The organism is Aeromonas sp. S18(2024) (assembly GCF_041402525.1).
In the GTDB taxonomy this organism is placed as follows: domain Bacteria; phylum Pseudomonadota; class Gammaproteobacteria; order Enterobacterales; family Aeromonadaceae; genus Aeromonas; species Aeromonas enteropelogenes.
On the sequence record NZ_JBGLQV010000008.1, the window covers coordinates 143,862 to 161,124 of the forward strand.

Below are 17,263 nucleotides of genomic sequence, written 5' to 3' on the forward strand. Positions count from 1 at the left end.
CCCCACCATTTTTTCTGATGACGGGGGCCAGATGGGGCGTAGCCGCGGATTTACCTTCAAGCAGTTCCATGTCGATCATGACCGCTGTGCCATGAAAGTCGGCACGGACGGCATCTTGCTGGGAGCCTGGGCTCCGGTCGCCAACGTCCGCCGGGTGCTGGATATCGGGACCGGCAGCGGTCTGATCGCACTGATGTTGGCCCAGCGCAGCAGATCTGACTGCGTCATCGATGCGGTCGAGCTGGATAATAATGCGGTGAACCAGGCCAGAGACAATGTGACTGCCTCCCCCTGGGCGGCGCGCATCAAGGTCATTGAGAGCGCCATTCAGGAGTATCAGGCCGCGCCTTATGATCTCATCGTCTCGAACCCCCCCTACTTCGTGGCAGGCCAGGCATTCAGCGATCCGGCGCGGGCGCTGGCCCGTCATACCGGTGCCCTCGACAGCCATGGATTGCTGGCAGCAAGCAACCGTCTGCTGGCGCCTTCCGGTGAATTGGCGCTGATTGTACCGACCGCCATGGCGGATGAAATTTTATGCATTTCGGCAGATTATGATCTGCATGCCGTTTGTTATACAGCTGTTATCACCAGGGCTGGAAAAGAGGCAAATCGTGTTTTATTGCGGCTTGGCAGAGGATTAAACAGGTGTGATAGGGGTGAAATTGTGATCCATTCTGCTGATGGAACCTATTCCGACAGATACATCCAACTGACCAGCCCCTTCTATTTGAAGATGTAAATTTCGTCTTGAACTATTTTTTCACGCCATTATGCTGGTTGCAGATCGAGCGCCCGCTCCAGACCAGCGAAAATCACTGGTTGTGATGAAAAAACACGCGGCGCTCTTTTTTTTACCTACCTGAACACACCCGGTCAGCGACCGATAAAAACTATAACAAGCAATAAGTTACAAGACAGACGAGGTTGAACTTGACGAAATCACTCACATTGTCCGATGTACTCGGATTGGGGTTTATGACCTTCGCCTTCTATCTGGGCGCCGGTAATATCATCTTCCCGCCGTTGGCCGGTTACATGGCCGGTGAGCATCTCTCTCTGGCGATGCTGGGCTTCCTGGTGACCGCGGTCGGTCTGCCACTCATCACCATCATTGCCGTGGCCAAGGCCGGTAATGGCTGGGCCGGCATGACCAAGCTGCTGCCTGCCGGTGTGGCGACCGCGCTGGCCGTCGCCATCTACATCATCATTGGTCCGGCCTTTGCCGCTCCCCGTACTGGCCTGGTAGCCTACGAGATGGGTCTCAAGCCCTTCATCGGTGACATGGGTCAGGCCGGCCTTGCCGCCTATACCGTGATCTTCTTCGGGCTGGCCATCGTGGTTTCCCTGAACCAGGGCAAGCTGATGGATGCCATCGGCAAGTTCCTGACTCCGGTGCTGATGGTGCTGCTGCTGGCGCTGGCCATCGGTGTCTTTGCCGCCCCGCAAGGCGCCATGCCTGATGCAACCGGTGACTACCAGAACAGCCCCTTCGTGAAGGGGATCCTGGAAGGCTACAACACCATGGATACCCTGGCTTCCCTGATGTTCGGTGCGCTGATCGTGGATCTGCTGCGCCAGAAGGGCATCAATGACTATCAGGGTCAGTTCAAGTATCTGGCCATCGCCGGCCTGATCTCGGCCGTGGGTCTGTCCGTGGTGTATGTCTCCCTGTTCCAGCTGGGTAATACCGCTGCGGGCGTGGCGACTGACGTCAGCAACGGCGGCGCCATCGTCAACGCCTACGTGCTGAGCCTGTTCGGCCAGCCGGGTCAGTTCATTCTGGCAGCCATCATCACTCTGGCGTGTTTCACCACTGCGGTCGGCCTCATCTCCGCCTGCTCCGATTTCTTCCATAACCTGACCGGTATGGCTTACAAGAAACTGGTGGTGTTGCTGGGTGCCATCTGTGCCGTGGTAGCCAACGTGGGTCTGAGCCAGCTCATCAGCCTCTCCATCCCCGTACTGGTTGCCATCTATCCGGTGGCCGTGGCCCTGGTGCTGGTCACCTTCCTGAAAGGTTACTTCGGCCGTCCCCGCCTGGTGTTCCGCGGTGTGCTGATCGTCGCCTTCCTATTCGGCTGCCTGGATGGTCTGGGTGCTGCCGGCATGAAGATGGATGCTTTTGCCTTCCTGCCGCTGTTCGACAAGGGCCTGGCCTGGCTGATGCCGACCCTGCTGGCCTGCGTGGTGGGCATGGTGGTACGTCCGAGCGAGAAGCTGGCTGCCGAAGCCGCCTGAACCTCGTCACTGAAATAAACAAAAAGGCCAGCATCAGCTGGCCTTTTTGTTGTCTGGTTTTTGAACCTGACCGGTTGGGAGGGTCAGATCCTTGGGCCCGTTTCGGGTTTGCCATCCATGCCATACCAGTGGGCAGCCACCCGTCCGGCGTGCCACTCGAAGGTGCCCCAGGGTTTTTGGGCCTGCCAGCGGGGGAAGTTGATCACCACCCGGTTATCCTCGTACTTGTAGAGCGAGGTGCTGATCTGGATATCGGAGAGGATCAGCAGCAGGGCCCAGCAGATGAAAATCCATTTCAGTGCTTTCCACATAGAGGTTACTCGAAGCAGATTTCGATGGTGGCACGGCCATATTCGGATTCGAAGGGCATCATGATCTTGGTGCCGTCGGCGCGGTGGGAGATGGTGTGGTTGGGGCCTGATACTATGATGGGGGTGGCCATGTCGAACTCGTAACCCTTCTCACCCAGCATGCGCTTGGCGCCACCGGTGACCATGTTGGTGATTTCGCCTACCATGTCGGTCACTTCCTCGTTGATGTTGGCAGGGGCTTCACCCAGCATTCGGCGCATGATTTCCAGCGCCAGCCCCTTCTCGAAGCTGATGGAGAGGGAGCCGCGGGTCTGCGGACCCACCATGCCGATGAGGCCGGAAACATCGCCACGGGCCAGTTCATCCATCTTGCGTTTCGGTTTGCCCGGTTTGAGTTCCAGCTGTGCCATGGTCGAGAGCACATTGAGCAGAGAGAGCAGGAACGGGTTTACAAAATCAGCCTTCATGATGACTTCCTACAGTGGGCGTACAGCGAGCACATTGGCCATGTGCCTCAATTGTCTTATTGGTAATAGTAAAGCCATGCTGGTGGGCCTGCTCTGAAAACGCGCTGTCGATGGCCGCATCATGCAGCTCCACCACATCCCCGCACTGGTCGCAGATGAGCAACTGCATCGGATGGGCGTGATCGAAGTGACAGCAGAAGATAAAGGCGTTGAGCGACTCCACCTTGTGGGCAAACCCCTGTTCGAGCAGAAAATCGAGTGCCCGGTAGACGGTGGGGGGCTTGGCATTGGCTTCCGTCTGTTGCAGCTGGGCCAGCAGGTCGTAGGCGCTGATGGCATTGCCGTGGGCCGCCAGCAGGCGAAACACCTGGCGACGGGTCGGGGTGAAGCGGATCCCTCTTTGTATACAGAGTCGTTCGGCCCGTTGTAAAAGTTGGTCTTGATTCATGATCGCGCAAATACCCTTTCTATTAGGCGGATACTATCACAGGGCCCCGCATGGCGCGGCGACAAAATTCATTTTCTGGGGCTGCTTCACGTTGTGATAATATCCGCCCCTTTGTTAAGCCAACCCGGATAATTCTTATGCAGGCGCAGCGTTTTTCCATCGCCCCCATGCTGGACTGGACCGATCGGCATTGCCGTTATTTTCATCGACTGATGAGCCGTCAGACCTTGCTCTATACCGAAATGGTGACCACGGGCGCCATCATCCACGGCAAGGGAGATTATCTGGGCTACAGCGAGCAGGAGCACCCCATCTCCCTGCAACTGGGAGGCAGCAATCCGGCCGATCTCGCCCACTGTGCCAAGCTGGCCCAAGAGCGCGGCTATGACGAGGTGAACCTCAACGTCGGCTGTCCGTCCGATCGGGTGCAAAATGGCCGTTTCGGTGCCTGCCTGATGGGGGAACCCGCCCTGGTGGCCGACTGCGTCAAGGCGATGCGTGACGTGGTGGATATTCCGGTGACGGTGAAGACCCGCATCGGCATCGATGATCAGGACTCCTACGAATTTTTGCAGGCCTTCATCGAGCAGGTGCGCGACGCCGGCTGTGATACCTTCATCGTGCACGCCCGCAAGGCATGGCTGAGTGGCCTGAGTCCGCGGGAGAACCGCGAGATCCCGCCCCTCGACTACCCCCGTGTCTATCGACTCAAGCAGGAATATCCCGAGCTGACCATTGCCATCAACGGTGGCGTGACCTCCATGGAGCAGACCCTTGAGCATCTGCAGCATGTGGATGGTGTCATGATGGGACGCGAGGCTTACCAGAACCCTTATATTCTGGCGCAGGTGGACAACCGGGTGTTTGGTCTGGCAGGCGAGGTGCCGAGCCGCCACGAGGTGGTGCGGATGATGCTGCCCTACATGGAGCAAGAGTTGGCCAAGGGCAACTACCTCTCCCACATGACCCGTCACATGCTGGGTCTGTTCCAGAACATGCCGGGGGCTCGCGCCTGGCGTCGCCATCTCAGCGAGAATGCCTGCCGGCCGGGAGCCGATACTCAGGTGGTGCTGGATGCCATGGCCAAGGTGCCGGAGTTTGCCGGCGCAGATGCCGCCGAGTAAGCCTCGGCCTGCGAGTGGCTCAAAGAGAAAGCGCGTCCATGGACGCGCTTTTTTTATGTCTGACGAATAGTCTCAATGCCTGAACTGGTTGATCAGACGGGAGAGATCCTGCAACCGCTCCACCAGCAGGGTGATGCCGTCGAGGGCCTGTTTGCTGTTGTCGGCGGTATGGCTGGCCAGCTGGTGGATCTGGTGCACCCCCTGATCCAGGGTCGATGTCACATCCGCCTGCTGGCTCACAGCCTGGGCTATTTCGTCGCTGGTGCGCGTCACCTGACCCAGCATACGGTTGATCCGATCCAGTACATTGGCCGTAGTGCCGGCATGCTGCTGGCAGCGCTCCGAGGTTTGTGCCCCCTGAGTCATGCCGTCCGAGAGCTGGCTGGTGGTCTGTTGCAGCGCCTGGATCATCTCGTGGATCTCGCCGGTGGAGGCGCGGGTTTTCTGGGCCAGGGCCCGTACCTCGTCGGCCACCACGGCAAAGCCGCGCCCCTGTTCCCCGGCGCGGGCCGCCTCGATGGCTGCGTTGAGGGCGAGCAGGTTGGTCTGATCGGCGATCTGGCCTATCACCTCCAGGATGCCGCTGATCTTCTGGCTGTCATGGGTCAGTTGCGCCAGCACGGCGTGGTTGGCGTCCAGCTCCCGATGCAACTGATTGACGGCATCCCGGGTGGTGGCCAGCGCCTGCCGCCCTTCGGTGGAGACTTGCTGCACCTCGGCTACCAGCTCGCTTGCCTCCTGGGCACTGTGGGCGACGTCCCGGATCGAGTGGCTCAGCTCCGTGATGGCGCTGGCCATCTGTTCACTCTGGGCACGCTGTTGCTGCAGGTGGGTGTCAATGGTCTGGATATTGCCCCTGTCATCCTCCGCCGCCTGCAGGATCTGCTGGTTGGTATCGGCAGAGCGCCCGACCACGGCTTTCAGCTCCGCCTGTTTCATCTTAAGGGCCAGCTCTATGATGGCCAGAGAGTCCCGACGCCGGGTGTAAAGTACCTGGCAGAGCCGGGTGCCCTGGGCATCACCAGCCAGTGTCTGCAGATGGCCGAGGCGACGCTGCAGATGCCAGCCATAGCCGGCCAGTGCCAGTAACGACGCCAAAAGCGGGCATAGCCAGAACGGATTGCTGGTGACGGCGGTAGCCAGGGTGGCGAGCAGGGCAGTGGTGGTGAGACCAAGCATGATCTGGCCGGGTTCGATCTGTATCCGGCTCAGCCAGGGAAGCGTCTTGCCGGTGCGCAGCTGGCGATACAGCCGCTCTGCCCAGGCGACCTCGGCCTGCGCCGGTTTGGTACGAACAGACTGGTACTCAATGGTCTCCCCATTGGCGTTGAGGATCGGGGTGACATAGGCATTCACCCAGTAAAACCGGCCCTGTTTGGTGCGGTTTTTGACCAGTCCCATCCAGCTTTTGCCCTGGCGCAGCCGTTGCCACATGTCGGCAAAGGCAGCCTTGGGCATGTCGGGGTGGCGCACCAGGTTGTGGGGGACTCCCTCCATCTCCTCCACCGTGTACCCGGCCACGTCACAAAAGTGCTGGTTGGCGTAGGTGATATAGCTGGCGGGATCCGTGGTCGAGATCAGCGCAATGTTGTCGGGGAAGTGGATCTCCCCTTCCTGAACGGGTTGGCTCATGGGTCGCTCCGAGTGTAGTTAACTTATTGATAAAATAGTGTTTTATCTGCGCTTTTTAGCTAACTATTCTAGGGGCATCATAGGGGCCAACTTTGGCCTGGGTCAATGAACAGACCCGCTTGCAGGCAAAAGAAACGGGTATTAGCTGGCGGGGGTGAAATCGTGGACCTCTCCGGCTCTCGGTTTGAGGCGAGGGTCTTCATCCTGATAACCGCGGACGAGTTGCATGGTTTTGCAGAAGCTGGCCAGTTTCTCGTAATCCTGGCGGGCGAGATCGATGGCGCGCTCGGCCCGGCGCCGCTCTATCTTGTCTGACTTGCGATTACTGAACAGCTGCTGCTGGTGCAGCATCCACTCGACAAACTCCTGCTGGCATTGGGATTCGGTATCGCTCTGGGCCTGGGCTGACAGGGTCCACAGCAGGGGCAGCAGTAACAGATAACGCATGGCAAACCGGAGTGACAGGAAGGGGATTAACAGGAAAGGCGGCATTCTATGCCTAAAAATCGGGAGTGAACAGTATCAATAAGCGAGGGCCGCCCGGTGCGGCCCTCGCTGTGCGTGGCAGGATCAGTGCTTGATCAGATAGAGCTGGCGGCTGTAGGCCACATCTTCCGGGTTGTTGATGGGATACCCCTTGAGCCAGGGCTTGATCAGCCTGGCGTTGGTGTACTGGTAGATGGGGGCGATGGGGGCCTGCTCCTGCAAGATAGCCTCCGCCTTGTCGAACAGCTGGCTGCGCGCTGCCGTGACCCGGGTCTTGGCCGCCTTGGCCAGCAGTTTGTCATAGTCCGCATTGGCGAATCCGGCCATGTTGCCGCTGTGGCCCGAGCCCCACAGGCCGAGGAAGGCGGAAGGGTCGTTGTAGTCGGCGACCCAGGAGGAGCGGATCACCTCGAACTGGCCGCTCTGGCGACTGTCGAGATAGGTCTTCCACTCCTGGTTGGTGAGCTCGACCTGTACCCCCAGCTTCTGCTTCCACATGCTGGCGATGGCCAGCGCCATCTTCTTGTGGATCTCCGCCGTGTTGTAGAGCAGGGTCAGCTTGAGCGGCTTGTCCGGGCCGTAACCGGCCTCCTTGATCAGGGCCTTTGCCTTGTCATCCAGCGCCTGCTGACTGCTTTGCGAGAGCAGATTGTCCTTGGGAGTGAAGCTAGCCGTCACGTCCGGGGTGAAGTGGTAGGCCGGTTTCTCGCCGGTGCCGAGGACCTTGTCGGCAATCAGGCCGCGATCGATGGCGTAGGAGAGCGCCTTGCGCACTCGCACATCGTCGAGGGGGGGCTTGCGGGTGTTAAAGGCGTAGTAGTAGGTCCCCAGCTGCTCCGGGGTGTAGACCTCACCCGGGATCTGCGCCATCAGCCTGGCGTACTGCTCCTTGGGGAAGGATTCGGTGATGTGCAGATCGCCGGCCAGATAACGGTTGGTTGCCGTGCTCTCCTGATTGATGGGCATGAAGATGACCCTGGTCAGCACCGTATGGGCTCGGTCCCAGTAATAGGGGTTGGGGGTCAGTTCCAGCTTCTCGTTGACCACCCGCTTGCCGAGTACGAAGGCGCCGTTACCCACCAGCTTGCCGGGCTGGGTCCACTGCTCGCCATATTGCGCCATGCTGGCCTGGTGGAGCGGTGACAGGCTGGGATGGGTCAGCAGGCTCAGGAAATAGGGTACGGGCTGGGAGAGGGTTACCTGCAGAGTGCGGTCATCGAGGGCTTTCACCCCCAGCTCGTCTGGGGGCAGCGTGCCGGCCAGGATCTCGTCCACCTTGTCAAAGCGGGCCAGCTGGGCGAACCAGGCGAAGGTGGCCGCCTCTTTCGGGTCGACCAGCTTGCGCCAGCCGTAGACGAAGTCACCGGCCTTGACCGGATCGCCGTTGGACCAGCGGGCATCGGGCCGCAGGTGGAAGGTAAAGGTCTGGTTGTCCCGGTTCTCCCAGCGTGCGGCGACGCCCGGTACCGGCTTCCCGTCCGGCCCCTGGGTCAAGAGCCCCTCGAACAGATCCCGCAAGACCTGCAGCTCGGGCAGGCCGACCAGTTTGAGCGGGCTCAGGCTGGCTGGTTCATCTTTCAGGTGACGAACCACCACCTGTTCGGCGGCAAGTTCGGTACCGGCGGGAATGTCGGCCGCCTGGACTGCGGCGCAGCCCAGCAGGGCCAGCAGTGGGCTCCATCCTTTCATGGGTCGGATCCTTCAAATAGTGTGAAGCGGGGAGAAAACTCGACGAGAAACTATCGCCGGCAGATGGGAAGTCATGATATCTCGTTTGCAGCTCTGACCGCCAGCGTGTGACTCTCATGCTCGGGGTTGCATTCCTCCTTCATCTGGTGGCCGGCATGAGCGCGTGATTGAGGAGTGTGGGACGATGAAATCATGGTTATTGCTGGTCTGCGCCCTGAGTTCGAACGCCTGGGCGCTGGCGCCGTGCCAGGGTGGCACCGCCGTAGGATCCTGGTGCGAGGCTGGGATAGCCGCGCTGCACCCGACCCAGGGCGGTGTGGGCCAGCTCCAGGTCGACGCAATCCAGCGCAAGCTGGCGGGCAAGAGTGCAAAGCAGCTCGACAACTTGATGAAAAAGAAAGAGATCCCCGTGGTGATCGCCCCGGATGGCGGTTACTGGCTGGTGGACAGACATCACCTGACCAAGGCGCTGTGGCAGCAGGGGGTGAAGCAGGTCCGGGTCAAGGTGATCGCCCGCCTGCAGGATCGGGCCAACTTCTGGAGCCAGATGCAGAACAACCACTGGGCCTGGCTCAAGGATGAAAAAGGGCAGCCACTGACCCCGGAACAGCTGCCGCCCCGTATCGATCAGCTGCCTGACTACCCGTACCGCACCCTGGCGGGTCTGCTGCAGGATGCCGGCTATTTCAGCAAGGATGGGCAGGTCTATTTCGTCGAATTTGCCTGGGCCAGCTGGCTTGGCCAGCAGATGGAGTGGCGGCCAATCGATAGCGCCAACCTGAGGGTGAGGTTGCAGCAGGCCAAGCGGCTGGCCTGTCGCCAGGAGGCCAGCGCTCTGCCCGGCTACCCGGGCCGGCAATGCAGCCTGAACCGGACAAAGTAAGGTTTGAGTGACGCCCTGACAACAGGGAAAGGAAGCAAAGAAGGCGACCCTTGGGTCGCCTTCTTTGTATGCACATCTTTTGCCTCACCCGTCTCAGGGGCTGGCGGGCAGGCTCTTGCCGTCGAGGTATTCGGGCAGGAACATCGACACCTGCGGCACATAGGTGATCAGCATCAGGAACAGCAGCAGGAAGCCGACCCAGGGCAGGCAGGCCCGGATCACCCAACCCATGCTCTGGCCGGTGATCCCGGCGGTCACGAACAGATTGAGACCGACCGGCGGGGTCAGCATGCCGATCTCCATGTTGACCACCATGATGATCCCCAGGTGGATCGGGTCTATGCCGAGCTGCATGGCGATGGGGAACAGGATGGGGGCCATGATCAGCACGATGGCGGAGGGCTCCATGAAGTTGCCCGCCAGCAGCAGCAGTATGTTGACCACGATCAGGAAGCCCCAGGCCGGGAGGCCCCAGGTCACGATCGTCTCGGCGATGGCGTGGGGGATACGCTCAGAAGTGAGTACGTGGGCGAACAGCATGGCGTTGCTGATGATGAACAGCAGCATGATGCTCACCTTGGCGGCATCCCGTACCACATGACCCACCTCGCCGTTGAAGGGCGATTTGATCATGGAGAGGGGCAGCAGCCAGAGGTTGCGCAGTGCGGCGGCGGAGATGGACTCCCCCTCGTGGCGCCAGGGGATCCCCTTGAGGGGCCCGATGTCGCGATAGCCATACACGGCGATGAAGAAGGCGTAGACGGCGGCGACGGCGGCCGCCTCGGTCGGGCTGGCGATGCCGCCATAGATGGAGCCCAGCACCAGGATGATCAGGAACAGGCCGCCGAGCGCCTTGCCACCGCTGGCCAGCAGGGTCAGCACGCCGGGGAAGGGCTGGCTCGGCAGTCCCTTGATGCGGGCCACCACATAGATGACCACCATGATGCAGACCCCCATCAGCAGTCCCGGCAGGAAACCGGCCATGAACATGCGCGAGGCGGAGACCTCGGTGGCGGCGGCGTAGACCAGCATGACGATGGAGGGGGGGATCAGGATCCCCAGGGTGCCCGCGTTGGCGATAACGCCGGCGGCAAAGGCACGGGGATAGCCGGAGCGCACCATGCCGGCGATGACGATGCTGCCGATGGCCGCCACCGTGGCCGGGCTGGAGCCGCACACGGCGGCAAACAGCATGCATGCCATGACCGAGGCCATGGCGAGACCGCCGCGAATATGGCCGACCGAATCCATAGCGAAGTGGATGATCCGCTTCGCCACCCCACCGGTCGACAGGAAGGCCGATGACAGCACGAAGAAGGGGATGGCAAGCAGGGTATAGTGCTCCGAGGTGGCCTCGAACAGCTTGAGCGCCAGGGAGGCCAGGGAGTCGTTGGAAAAGAGAAGTATGGTGGTGACGCTGGAGAGGCCGAGCGCCACCGCAATGGGCATGCCGAGCAGCATAGCGCCGATCAGCAGGGTGAACAGAGTCAGGGTCGCCATGATGGTTATGCCTTCTGATTCGGGTCGTTGTCGATAAGGTGCATGCTCTCTTTGGCCTCATCGGCCAGGGCAAAGCCGCTCATCTGGCCACGCCAGACCATGATGCCCACGTTGAGGAAGCGCAGGAACAGCAGGGCCAGCCCGATCGGCAGTATGCTCATGGCCTGCCAGCGGGGGATGGGCAGATCCTCCATCTCGATGCCGATCATCTTGAGCTTGGCCAGATAGATCCAGGCGCCATAGAAGTAGAGGGTGCAGTAGATAAGGCAGAGCGCCACCGCCAGCAGGGTGAGGCGTTGCTGCCAGACTCCCGGCAGGATCTTGATGAAGGCGTCCACGCCGATGTGGGCCCCGACTCGCACCCCCCATGAGGCGCCGAACAGCACCATCCAGGCACAGAGGTTCAGGGTCAGCTCCTGGGCCCAGAGCAGACCGGTGTCGAAGAAGAAGCGCATCACTACTTCGAGGAAGACCAGCAGGGCCGTGCTGACCAGGAGCAGGCCTATGATGGCCTCTTCCAGCTGATGCATGAATTTTTTCATTGGACTATCCCTGTGAGTAGGCCCGCCTCGCGGCGGGCTCATCCTGACGGCTTAGGGTTGATTGGCGGCGACGGCTGCGTCGATCAGCTCCTTGCCTATGGTGCCTTCGAACTGCTTCCAGACCGGCTTCATCGACTCGACCCACTGGTTGCGCTCGGCGTCGGTCAGGGTAACCAGCTGGCTCTTGCCGGAGGCAAAGATGGCGGCTTTGTCTTCGCTGTCCTTGGCGGCTGCGATCTCGTTGCCGAAGGCGACCGACTCATCCAGCGCGCGCTTGAGCTCGTTGCGCACCTGCTCCGGCAGGCCGTTCCAGAAATCCGCATTGGTGACGATGAGGTAATCCAGCACCCCGTGGTTGGTCTCCGTGATGTAGGGCTGCACCTCGAAGAATTTCTGGGAGTAGATGTTGGACCAGGTGTTCTCCTGCCCGTCGATGGCCTTGGTTTGCAGCAGGGTGAATACCTCGGCGAAGGGTTTCTTCACCGGCACGGCATTGATCGCTTCGAACTGGGCGGCCAGCACATCCGAGGTCTGGATGCGGAACTTCTTGCCCTTGGCGTCGGCCGGGGTCTTGAGGGGCTGGCTGGCGGAGAGCTGTTTCATGCCGTTGTGCAGGTAGCCGAGGCCAATCAGGCCGTATTTCTCGAGGGAACCCAGCATGGCTTGTCCCTCCTTGCCCTGCTGGAAGCGATCCACCGCCGCCATGTCATCGAACAGGAAGGGGAGATCGAAGATCTGCAGCTGATCGGTGAACTTCTGGAACTTGGAGAGGGAGGGGGCGATCATCTGCACATCCCCGAGCATCATGGCCTCCAGCTCCTTGCCGTCACCAAACAGCTGGGAGTTGGGGTAGACCTTGACCTCGACCTGGCCTTTCAGGCGCTCATCCACCAGTTGCTTGAAGTGGATGGCCATCTGCCCCTTGGGGGTGTTCTCTGCCACCACGTGGGAGAACTTGAGTTCGACGGGGGCAGCAAAGGCGGAGGAGAGGCCGAGGGCCAGGGTAAAGGCGGCGGTCAGGGCGCGGAGCTTGAGTGTCATTGTTGTCATCCTTGAGTGGGTTCAGGTAAATCACCCATAGCAAGGCAACTTGTGTGCCATCTTCCTTATTTTTGAAACAAACCATTAACAACGGGTGCTGGCGCCAGGCAGGGGAAGACGGTGCGGGTCAAAAATGGGTGGAAATCCCCCCATGGGGCCGGGCAGGCGGGGGGAATGCCGCCCATGATGGCAATGTTAGCCGGGGTAGCCGGGGGAAGAGGAGCCAAGCCTGCCCCGGCTCACTCGCCCCCGTCGTCGAGCTTGTAGTCCTGCTTGTCGAGGCCGTATTTGCGCATCTTGTCATAGAGGGTCTTGCGCGGCAGGCCGAGGGCCTCCTGTACCTCTTTCAGTCGCCCCCTGTGCTGGCTCAGGGTATCGGTCAGCAGGATGCGCTCGAACCGATCGACCTGTTCGGCCAGAGTCAGCGCCTCCCGCCCCAGGGTGAGATCGGCAAAGGCGCCCTCTTCGCCCATCAGCACGCATCGCTCCGCAAGGTTGCGCAGCTCGCGCACATTGCCGGGCCAGTCGTGGGCCAGCAACCAGGCGCGCTGCTCGGCACCGAGCCGCGGCGGCGCCAGCTGGTAGCGGGTGGCGGCCACTCGCAGGAAATTCTCGAATAACAGGGGCACATCCTCCTTGCGATCCCGCAATGGGGGGATATCCACCCGCACCACGTTGAGCCGGTAGTAGAGGTCGGCGCGAAAGCTGCCCTGCTCGACCAGGGTCTTGAGCTCGACCTTGCTGGCGGTCAACACCCGGATATCGAGCGCTATCTTCTGGTTGGTGCCGAGCGGCTCGACCTCCCTGTCCTCCAGCACCCGCAGCAGCTTGATCTGCAGCGCCATCGGCATGCTCTCTATCTCGTCGAGGAAGAGGGTGCCCTTGTTGGCCCAGGCTATCTTGCCTACCCGGCGCTTCTGGGCGCCGGTAAAGGCCCCCGCCTCGTGGCCGAACAGCTCGCTCTCCATCATGGTTTCCGGCACGGCCCCGCAGTTGATGGCGACGAAGGGTTCGGCCGCGCGCACCGAGTGATCGTGCAGGAAGCGGGCGACCAGCTCCTTGCCACTGCCGGTCTCGCCCATGATCAGCACATCGGCGGGGGCATCCTTGATATGGGTGAGGATCTGGCGCAGCCGCTTGATGGCCGGATGGGTGCCGAGCAGCCTGGGGCCGGGGCCGCTCTGGGCCTCCAGCTCGCTGCGCAGCTCCCGGTTCTCCAGCACCAGGCGCCGTTTGTCGCAGGCCCGGCGCACCACCTCCAGCAATTGCTCGGTACCGAACGGCTTCTCGATAAAGTCGTAGGCCCCCAGGCGCATGGCCTGTACCGCGGTAGAGATGTCGCCGTGGCCGGTGAGCAGGATCACCGGCAGCTCGGGATCGCGCCCCATGATCTCCCGCAGCAGGTCGATGCCGTTCATGCCGGGCATGTTGATGTCGCTGATGATGATACCGGGCCACTGGGCGCCGATATGGGGCAGGGCTTGCTCGGCGCTGGCGAAGGTGGTGACCTGCCAGTCGGCCAGCTCCAGGGTCTGGCCAAGGGAGAGGCGCAGGTGATGTTCATCATCGATCAGCATTATCTGGGTCATGGCTCTCTCCTGAAGAGGTAAAGGCTGGGGATCCTGGCTCGCTGCGCAGGCTGGGGTCGGCGGCGGGCAGGGTGATGGTGAAGCAGGCGCCGCCGTGGGCCGGGCAGTTGGTCGCCTCCAGCTGGCCGCCAAAGGCGGTGACGATGCGCAGCGAAATGGTGAGCCCAAGCCCGAGCCCCTGGGATTTGGTGGTGTAGAAGGGGGCAAACAGCCGGCTCGCCTCGACCGGGAGGCCCGGGCCGTTGTCACTGACTTCGATCACCACCCGATCATCAACCCGTTCGAGGGTGAGCCAGACCCGGGGAGGGGAGCTGGTGGCGCAGGCCTGCAGCGCGTTGTGCAGCAGGTTGACCAGCACCTGCTCGAGCTGCACCGCATCGGCCCGCACATAGAGGGGCTCTGCCGGCAACCGGGTTTCGATCAGCAGGCCCTGCTTGATCATCTGGCTGTGCAGCAGCGCCAGGCTGGCGTGGATCACCGGCTGCAGCGTCACCGCCTGCAAGGTCTGCTCCCCCTTGCGGGCGAACACCTTGAAACGGGCGACCAGCTCGCTCATGTGATGATTGAGGCTGTTGATCTGCAGCAGGTTGTCACGGCAGCTGTCGAGGCGTCCCTTGTCGAGCAGCTGCAGCGCATTTTCGCCATAGGCGCGTATGGCGGCCAGCGGCTGGTTGAGCTCATGGTTGATGCCGGCCGACATCTCTCCCAGCAGGGCCAGCTTGGCGGCCTGTACCAGCTGCTCCTGGGTATCCACCAGTTCGCGCTGGGTCTGGCGGTACTTGTCGATGGTGGCCACCAGCTCCTGGTTGCTGGTGGAGAGGGCCAAAGTCCGCTCGCTGACCTTGTGCTCCAGCTGGTTGTTGAGGCGGGCGAGACGGGCCCGGCCGAGCAGCTCCTGGCGCCAGTAGAGCCAGATCATCAGCACCAGCAGGGAGATGAGGGTGAAGCTGGCCAGAGCCTTGGCCATGATGGGCAGCAGGCCGTGCAGGGGCTTGAGGGTATAGAGATGCCAGCCGGCGCTGGGCATGGCGGTGCCGGTGAAGAGGTAACCCTGCCCCCAACGCCACTCATCCTGGCTGCGCAGCAGCCCCAGGGTGGGCTGATCGCTCAGGGGATCCCCCAGCTTGTCGCCATACTTGCGCTCATCGCTCAGGGTGGCGCGGGTCGTATCGTTCAACCTGACCAGGGGACGGTAGAGCCACTCCGCCCTGGAGGAGAAAAAGACCACGCCGTACTCGTCGGTCAGCAGGTAGTCGAAGTCATCGCGGCTGTCCCAGCGCTCCTCGATGAGGGAGAGGGCCACCTTGACCACGACCACGCCGAGGCGGTGATCCCCCTCCTGCACCGGATAGGAGAAGTAGTAGCCCCGTCGTCCGGAGCGCTGACCGAGGGCGAAATAGCTGCCGGCCCGCCCCTGCATCGCCTGCTGGAAATAGGGACGAAAGCGGTAGTTGTCACCGACAAAGCTGTCCTGCTGGCGCCAGTTGCTGGCGGCGATGACGTCCCCTTGAGCAGTCATGAGGTAGATGGCGTCCGTGCCCAGGATCTCGTTTTGCTGCTCCAGCAGGGGGTTGAGCCTGGCGGGGGAGAGCGTTCGCAAAAGCGCCTGCTGCAGCTCGCTGCGGGTGGCGATGAGGGCGGGCAGGCGGCGATACTTGTCGAGCTCCACCAACAGCTGGCCCGCCAGCCGCTCATTGTCGAGCTGGGCCTGCTGGCGCAGGCTCTCCAGTCCCCATTGGCGGGCCATGAAGGCGAGTCCCACCATCAGCGTGATCCAGAGGCCAATCAGCAGGCCCCGACTTCCATTGTTCATCATTCCCTTCCTTGGTTGGCCACATCTTAACCTGCGTCCGGAGGAGAGAGGATGGCGCCGGTGAAAGAGTGTGACCGGCGCAACAGGCGCCGAGATCCTGCACAGTCTGTCGGCTTGATATTCATTCTCAATTAGGCATCATGAAAGACTCCACCCAGAGGAAGGAGCCCTCCCATGACAAAGGCACAAGACGGGCCGGATCAGGCCCAGACACACTGGCAGCGCTACATGATGGAAGCTGAGCACTCCCTGAGCCAGGGGGCGCTGGGCTCTGCAGTCTGCCTCTATCAGCAGGCCCTTGGCACCATCTCGGCGCCGATAGAGATGACCCAGGAAGAGCCGGATCTCGAGATGCTGGCCTCCATGCGGGTGGCAACCTGCCATCGCCTGGCGGATTTCTGGCGCGCCATGGATGAACCCGCCTACGAGCTGCGTTACCTCAAGCTTGCTTCCGAGCTGGTGACGGCGCTGGTGCCGCAATGCCCTAACCGGAAGTGCGAGTCGCTGATAAGCGAACTGGGTTGCTGCCGCGCGGCCCTGCTCGGGTTTCTCAAGCGCCACCCCAACCCCGAGATTGCCAGGCTTATCCAGTTGCAGGACAAGGTGCAGGGCTGCGAGTTGATCGGACGCTTTCGCCTCAACTGACCGGCGCGCTATGGCGGCAACGGGCTAGCCCTTGCGACCGAGCCTGGCGGCGATGCGCTGCTGCGCCTCTTCCCCCAGCAGGGCCTGGGCGAAGGCGCGCGCCTCCAGATCGATGACGAAGTGGACCGCCTGCTTGAGCTCCTGCTTGAGCAGCGCCTTGCTTTTTTGCACTGCCCTGGGCGGTTTGGCGGCGAGCTTCAGCCCCTGTTCGCGGGCAAATGCCAGCAGATCCGCGCTGGCCACCACCCGGTTGGCGAGGCCGAGGCGCAGTGCCTCATGAGCATCCATGGATTCGGCCAGCAGCAACAGTTCGGCGGCCTTCAGCTGGCCGACAGCGCGGGGCAGCAGCAGGCTGGAGGCAAACTCCGGCACCAGCCCCAGCTCGACAAAAGGCAACTGCAGGCGGGCATTCTCCCCCAGATAGACCAGATCGCAGTGCAGCAGTATGGTGGTGCCGATGCCGACGGCCGGGCCCCCCACGGCGGCGATCACCGGTTTGGGAAAATCGGCCAGGGTGTGGAGAAACTGCAAGATTGGATCGTCCGGCTCCAGACTGCTCTTGCCGACAAAATCGGCCAGATCGTTGCCGGCAGTGAAGCACTCCGCCTGACCCTGCAACAGCAACACATGTACACCCTCATCGGCCGCGGCCTGTTGCAACTCGCTCACCAGTTGGCGGTAAAGTTCGGTGTTGAGGGCATTGCGTTTGTCAGGGCGGTTGAGGGTCAGAGTGAGCAAGCCGTCCTGCCGCTCGGCAATGAGAATGGGCGCCATGTCTAAATCCTTGTTATTGAAGGGTGCATAAAAGGTTTCTGTTGGGGTAACCTTTGCCTCGTTTAACAACATCATAAA

General features: G+C 61.6%; 17 protein-coding genes. 5 read left to right on the plus strand and 12 right to left on the minus strand.

The genetic code is table 11. The features are described from left to right. Window positions 1-31: 31 nt before the first annotated feature. Together ACB034_RS14715 and brnQ are read left to right on the plus strand one after the other, a co-directional pair. A complete protein-coding gene (locus tag ACB034_RS14715; RefSeq protein ID WP_216993079.1) occupies window positions 32-742 on the plus strand; it encodes a tRNA1(Val) (adenine(37)-N6)-methyltransferase in 711 nt (236 codons plus the stop codon). A 191-nt stretch (window positions 743-933) separates the two neighbouring features. Beyond that, a complete protein-coding gene (gene brnQ / locus ACB034_RS14720; RefSeq protein ID WP_082791903.1) occupies window positions 934-2,241 on the plus strand; it encodes a branched-chain amino acid transport system II carrier protein in 1,308 nt (435 codons plus the stop codon). 83 nt (window positions 2,242-2,324) lie between these two features. On the opposite strand, the gene ACB034_RS14725 is transcribed toward brnQ, so the two are convergent. The 3 genes from ACB034_RS14725 to zur are packed head-to-tail and all read right to left on the minus strand — an operon-like array spanning window position 2,325 to window position 3,467. Beyond that, the gene (locus tag ACB034_RS14725) at window positions 2,325-2,552 is read right to left on the minus strand and encodes a hypothetical protein (RefSeq protein WP_042026626.1); all 228 of its coding nucleotides are present in this window, start codon (window positions 2,550-2,552) and stop codon (window positions 2,325-2,327) included. A gap of 5 nt (window positions 2,553-2,557) precedes the next feature. Then, window positions 2,558-3,019: a chemotaxis protein CheX gene (locus ACB034_RS14730; RefSeq protein ID WP_026457367.1), complete on the minus strand. Its 462-nt coding sequence runs from the start codon at window positions 3,017-3,019 to the stop codon at window positions 2,558-2,560. Next, window positions 3,009-3,467, minus strand: a complete 459-nt coding sequence (gene zur / locus ACB034_RS14735) for a zinc uptake transcriptional repressor Zur (protein WP_026457366.1) — start codon at window positions 3,465-3,467, stop codon at window positions 3,009-3,011. Before zur ends, ACB034_RS14730 begins: the two co-directional genes overlap by 11 nt. Before the next feature lie 137 nt (window positions 3,468-3,604). On the opposite strand from zur, the gene dusA reads away from it, so the two are divergent. Then, complete coding sequence (gene dusA / locus ACB034_RS14740) at window positions 3,605-4,591, plus strand: tRNA dihydrouridine(20/20a) synthase DusA (protein ID WP_124240338.1); 987 nt, start codon at window positions 3,605-3,607, stop codon at window positions 4,589-4,591. A gap of 72 nt (window positions 4,592-4,663) precedes the next feature. Here dusA and ACB034_RS14745 read toward each other — a convergent pair whose 3' ends face one another. The 3 genes from ACB034_RS14745 to ACB034_RS14755 form a co-directional block, all read right to left on the minus strand. After that, window positions 4,664-6,223 (minus strand): methyl-accepting chemotaxis protein, encoded by a 1,560-nt coding sequence (locus ACB034_RS14745; protein ID WP_371173134.1) that lies wholly within the window; start codon window positions 6,221-6,223, stop codon window positions 4,664-4,666. Window positions 6,224-6,364: 141 nt separating this feature from the next. Next, window positions 6,365-6,670: a hypothetical protein gene (locus tag ACB034_RS14750; protein ID WP_026457363.1), complete on the minus strand. Its 306-nt coding sequence runs from the start codon at window positions 6,668-6,670 to the stop codon at window positions 6,365-6,367. A gap of 123 nt (window positions 6,671-6,793) precedes the next feature. Next, the gene (locus ACB034_RS14755) at window positions 6,794-8,398 is read right to left on the minus strand and encodes an ABC transporter substrate-binding protein (protein ID WP_371173135.1); all 1,605 of its coding nucleotides are present in this window, start codon (window positions 8,396-8,398) and stop codon (window positions 6,794-6,796) included. A gap of 184 nt (window positions 8,399-8,582) precedes the next feature. Here ACB034_RS14755 and ACB034_RS14760 point away from each other — a divergent pair, with 184 nt between their 5' ends. Then, window positions 8,583-9,281, plus strand: coding sequence for a ParB-like protein (locus ACB034_RS14760; RefSeq protein WP_371173136.1), 699 nt, complete (start codon window positions 8,583-8,585; stop codon window positions 9,279-9,281). 93 nt (window positions 9,282-9,374) lie between these two features. Here the strand turns inward: ACB034_RS14760 and ACB034_RS14765 are convergent, their stop codons facing one another. The 5 genes from ACB034_RS14765 to ACB034_RS14785 all read right to left on the minus strand — a co-directional run bounded on the left by ACB034_RS14765 (window position 9,375) and on the right by ACB034_RS14785 (window position 15,769). Next, window positions 9,375-10,781: a TRAP transporter large permease gene (locus ACB034_RS14765; protein ID WP_223379889.1), complete on the minus strand. Its 1,407-nt coding sequence runs from the start codon at window positions 10,779-10,781 to the stop codon at window positions 9,375-9,377. Between the two features lie 5 nt (window positions 10,782-10,786). Then, window positions 10,787-11,323 (minus strand): TRAP transporter small permease, encoded by a 537-nt coding sequence (locus ACB034_RS14770; protein WP_371173137.1) that lies wholly within the window; start codon window positions 11,321-11,323, stop codon window positions 10,787-10,789. A 51-nt stretch (window positions 11,324-11,374) separates the two neighbouring features. After that, window positions 11,375-12,364 carry a TRAP transporter substrate-binding protein gene (locus ACB034_RS14775; RefSeq protein WP_156130480.1) on the minus strand — a complete coding sequence of 330 codons (990 nt, stop codon included), beginning with the start codon at window positions 12,362-12,364 and terminating at the stop codon, window positions 11,375-11,377. A gap of 239 nt (window positions 12,365-12,603) precedes the next feature. After that, entirely contained in the window at window positions 12,604-13,953 is a 1,350-nt protein-coding gene (locus ACB034_RS14780; RefSeq protein WP_042026617.1) for a sigma-54 dependent transcriptional regulator, read from the minus strand. Continuing rightward, window positions 13,928-15,769 (minus strand): ATP-binding protein, encoded by a 1,842-nt coding sequence (locus ACB034_RS14785; protein ID WP_371173138.1) that lies wholly within the window; start codon window positions 15,767-15,769, stop codon window positions 13,928-13,930. The genes ACB034_RS14780 and ACB034_RS14785 overlap by 26 nt, the downstream gene beginning before the upstream one ends. Window positions 15,770-15,940: 171 nt before the next feature. Between ACB034_RS14785 and ACB034_RS14790 the strand changes: the two genes are divergently transcribed. Beyond that, window positions 15,941-16,411, plus strand: coding sequence for a DUF2753 family protein (locus tag ACB034_RS14790; RefSeq protein ID WP_201941846.1), 471 nt, complete (start codon window positions 15,941-15,943; stop codon window positions 16,409-16,411). Between the two features lie 24 nt (window positions 16,412-16,435). On the opposite strand, the gene ACB034_RS14795 is transcribed toward ACB034_RS14790, so the two are convergent. Continuing rightward, window positions 16,436-17,185 (minus strand): enoyl-CoA hydratase-related protein, encoded by a 750-nt coding sequence (locus ACB034_RS14795; protein WP_268855723.1) that lies wholly within the window; start codon window positions 17,183-17,185, stop codon window positions 16,436-16,438. Window positions 17,186-17,263: the final 78 nt, after the last annotated feature.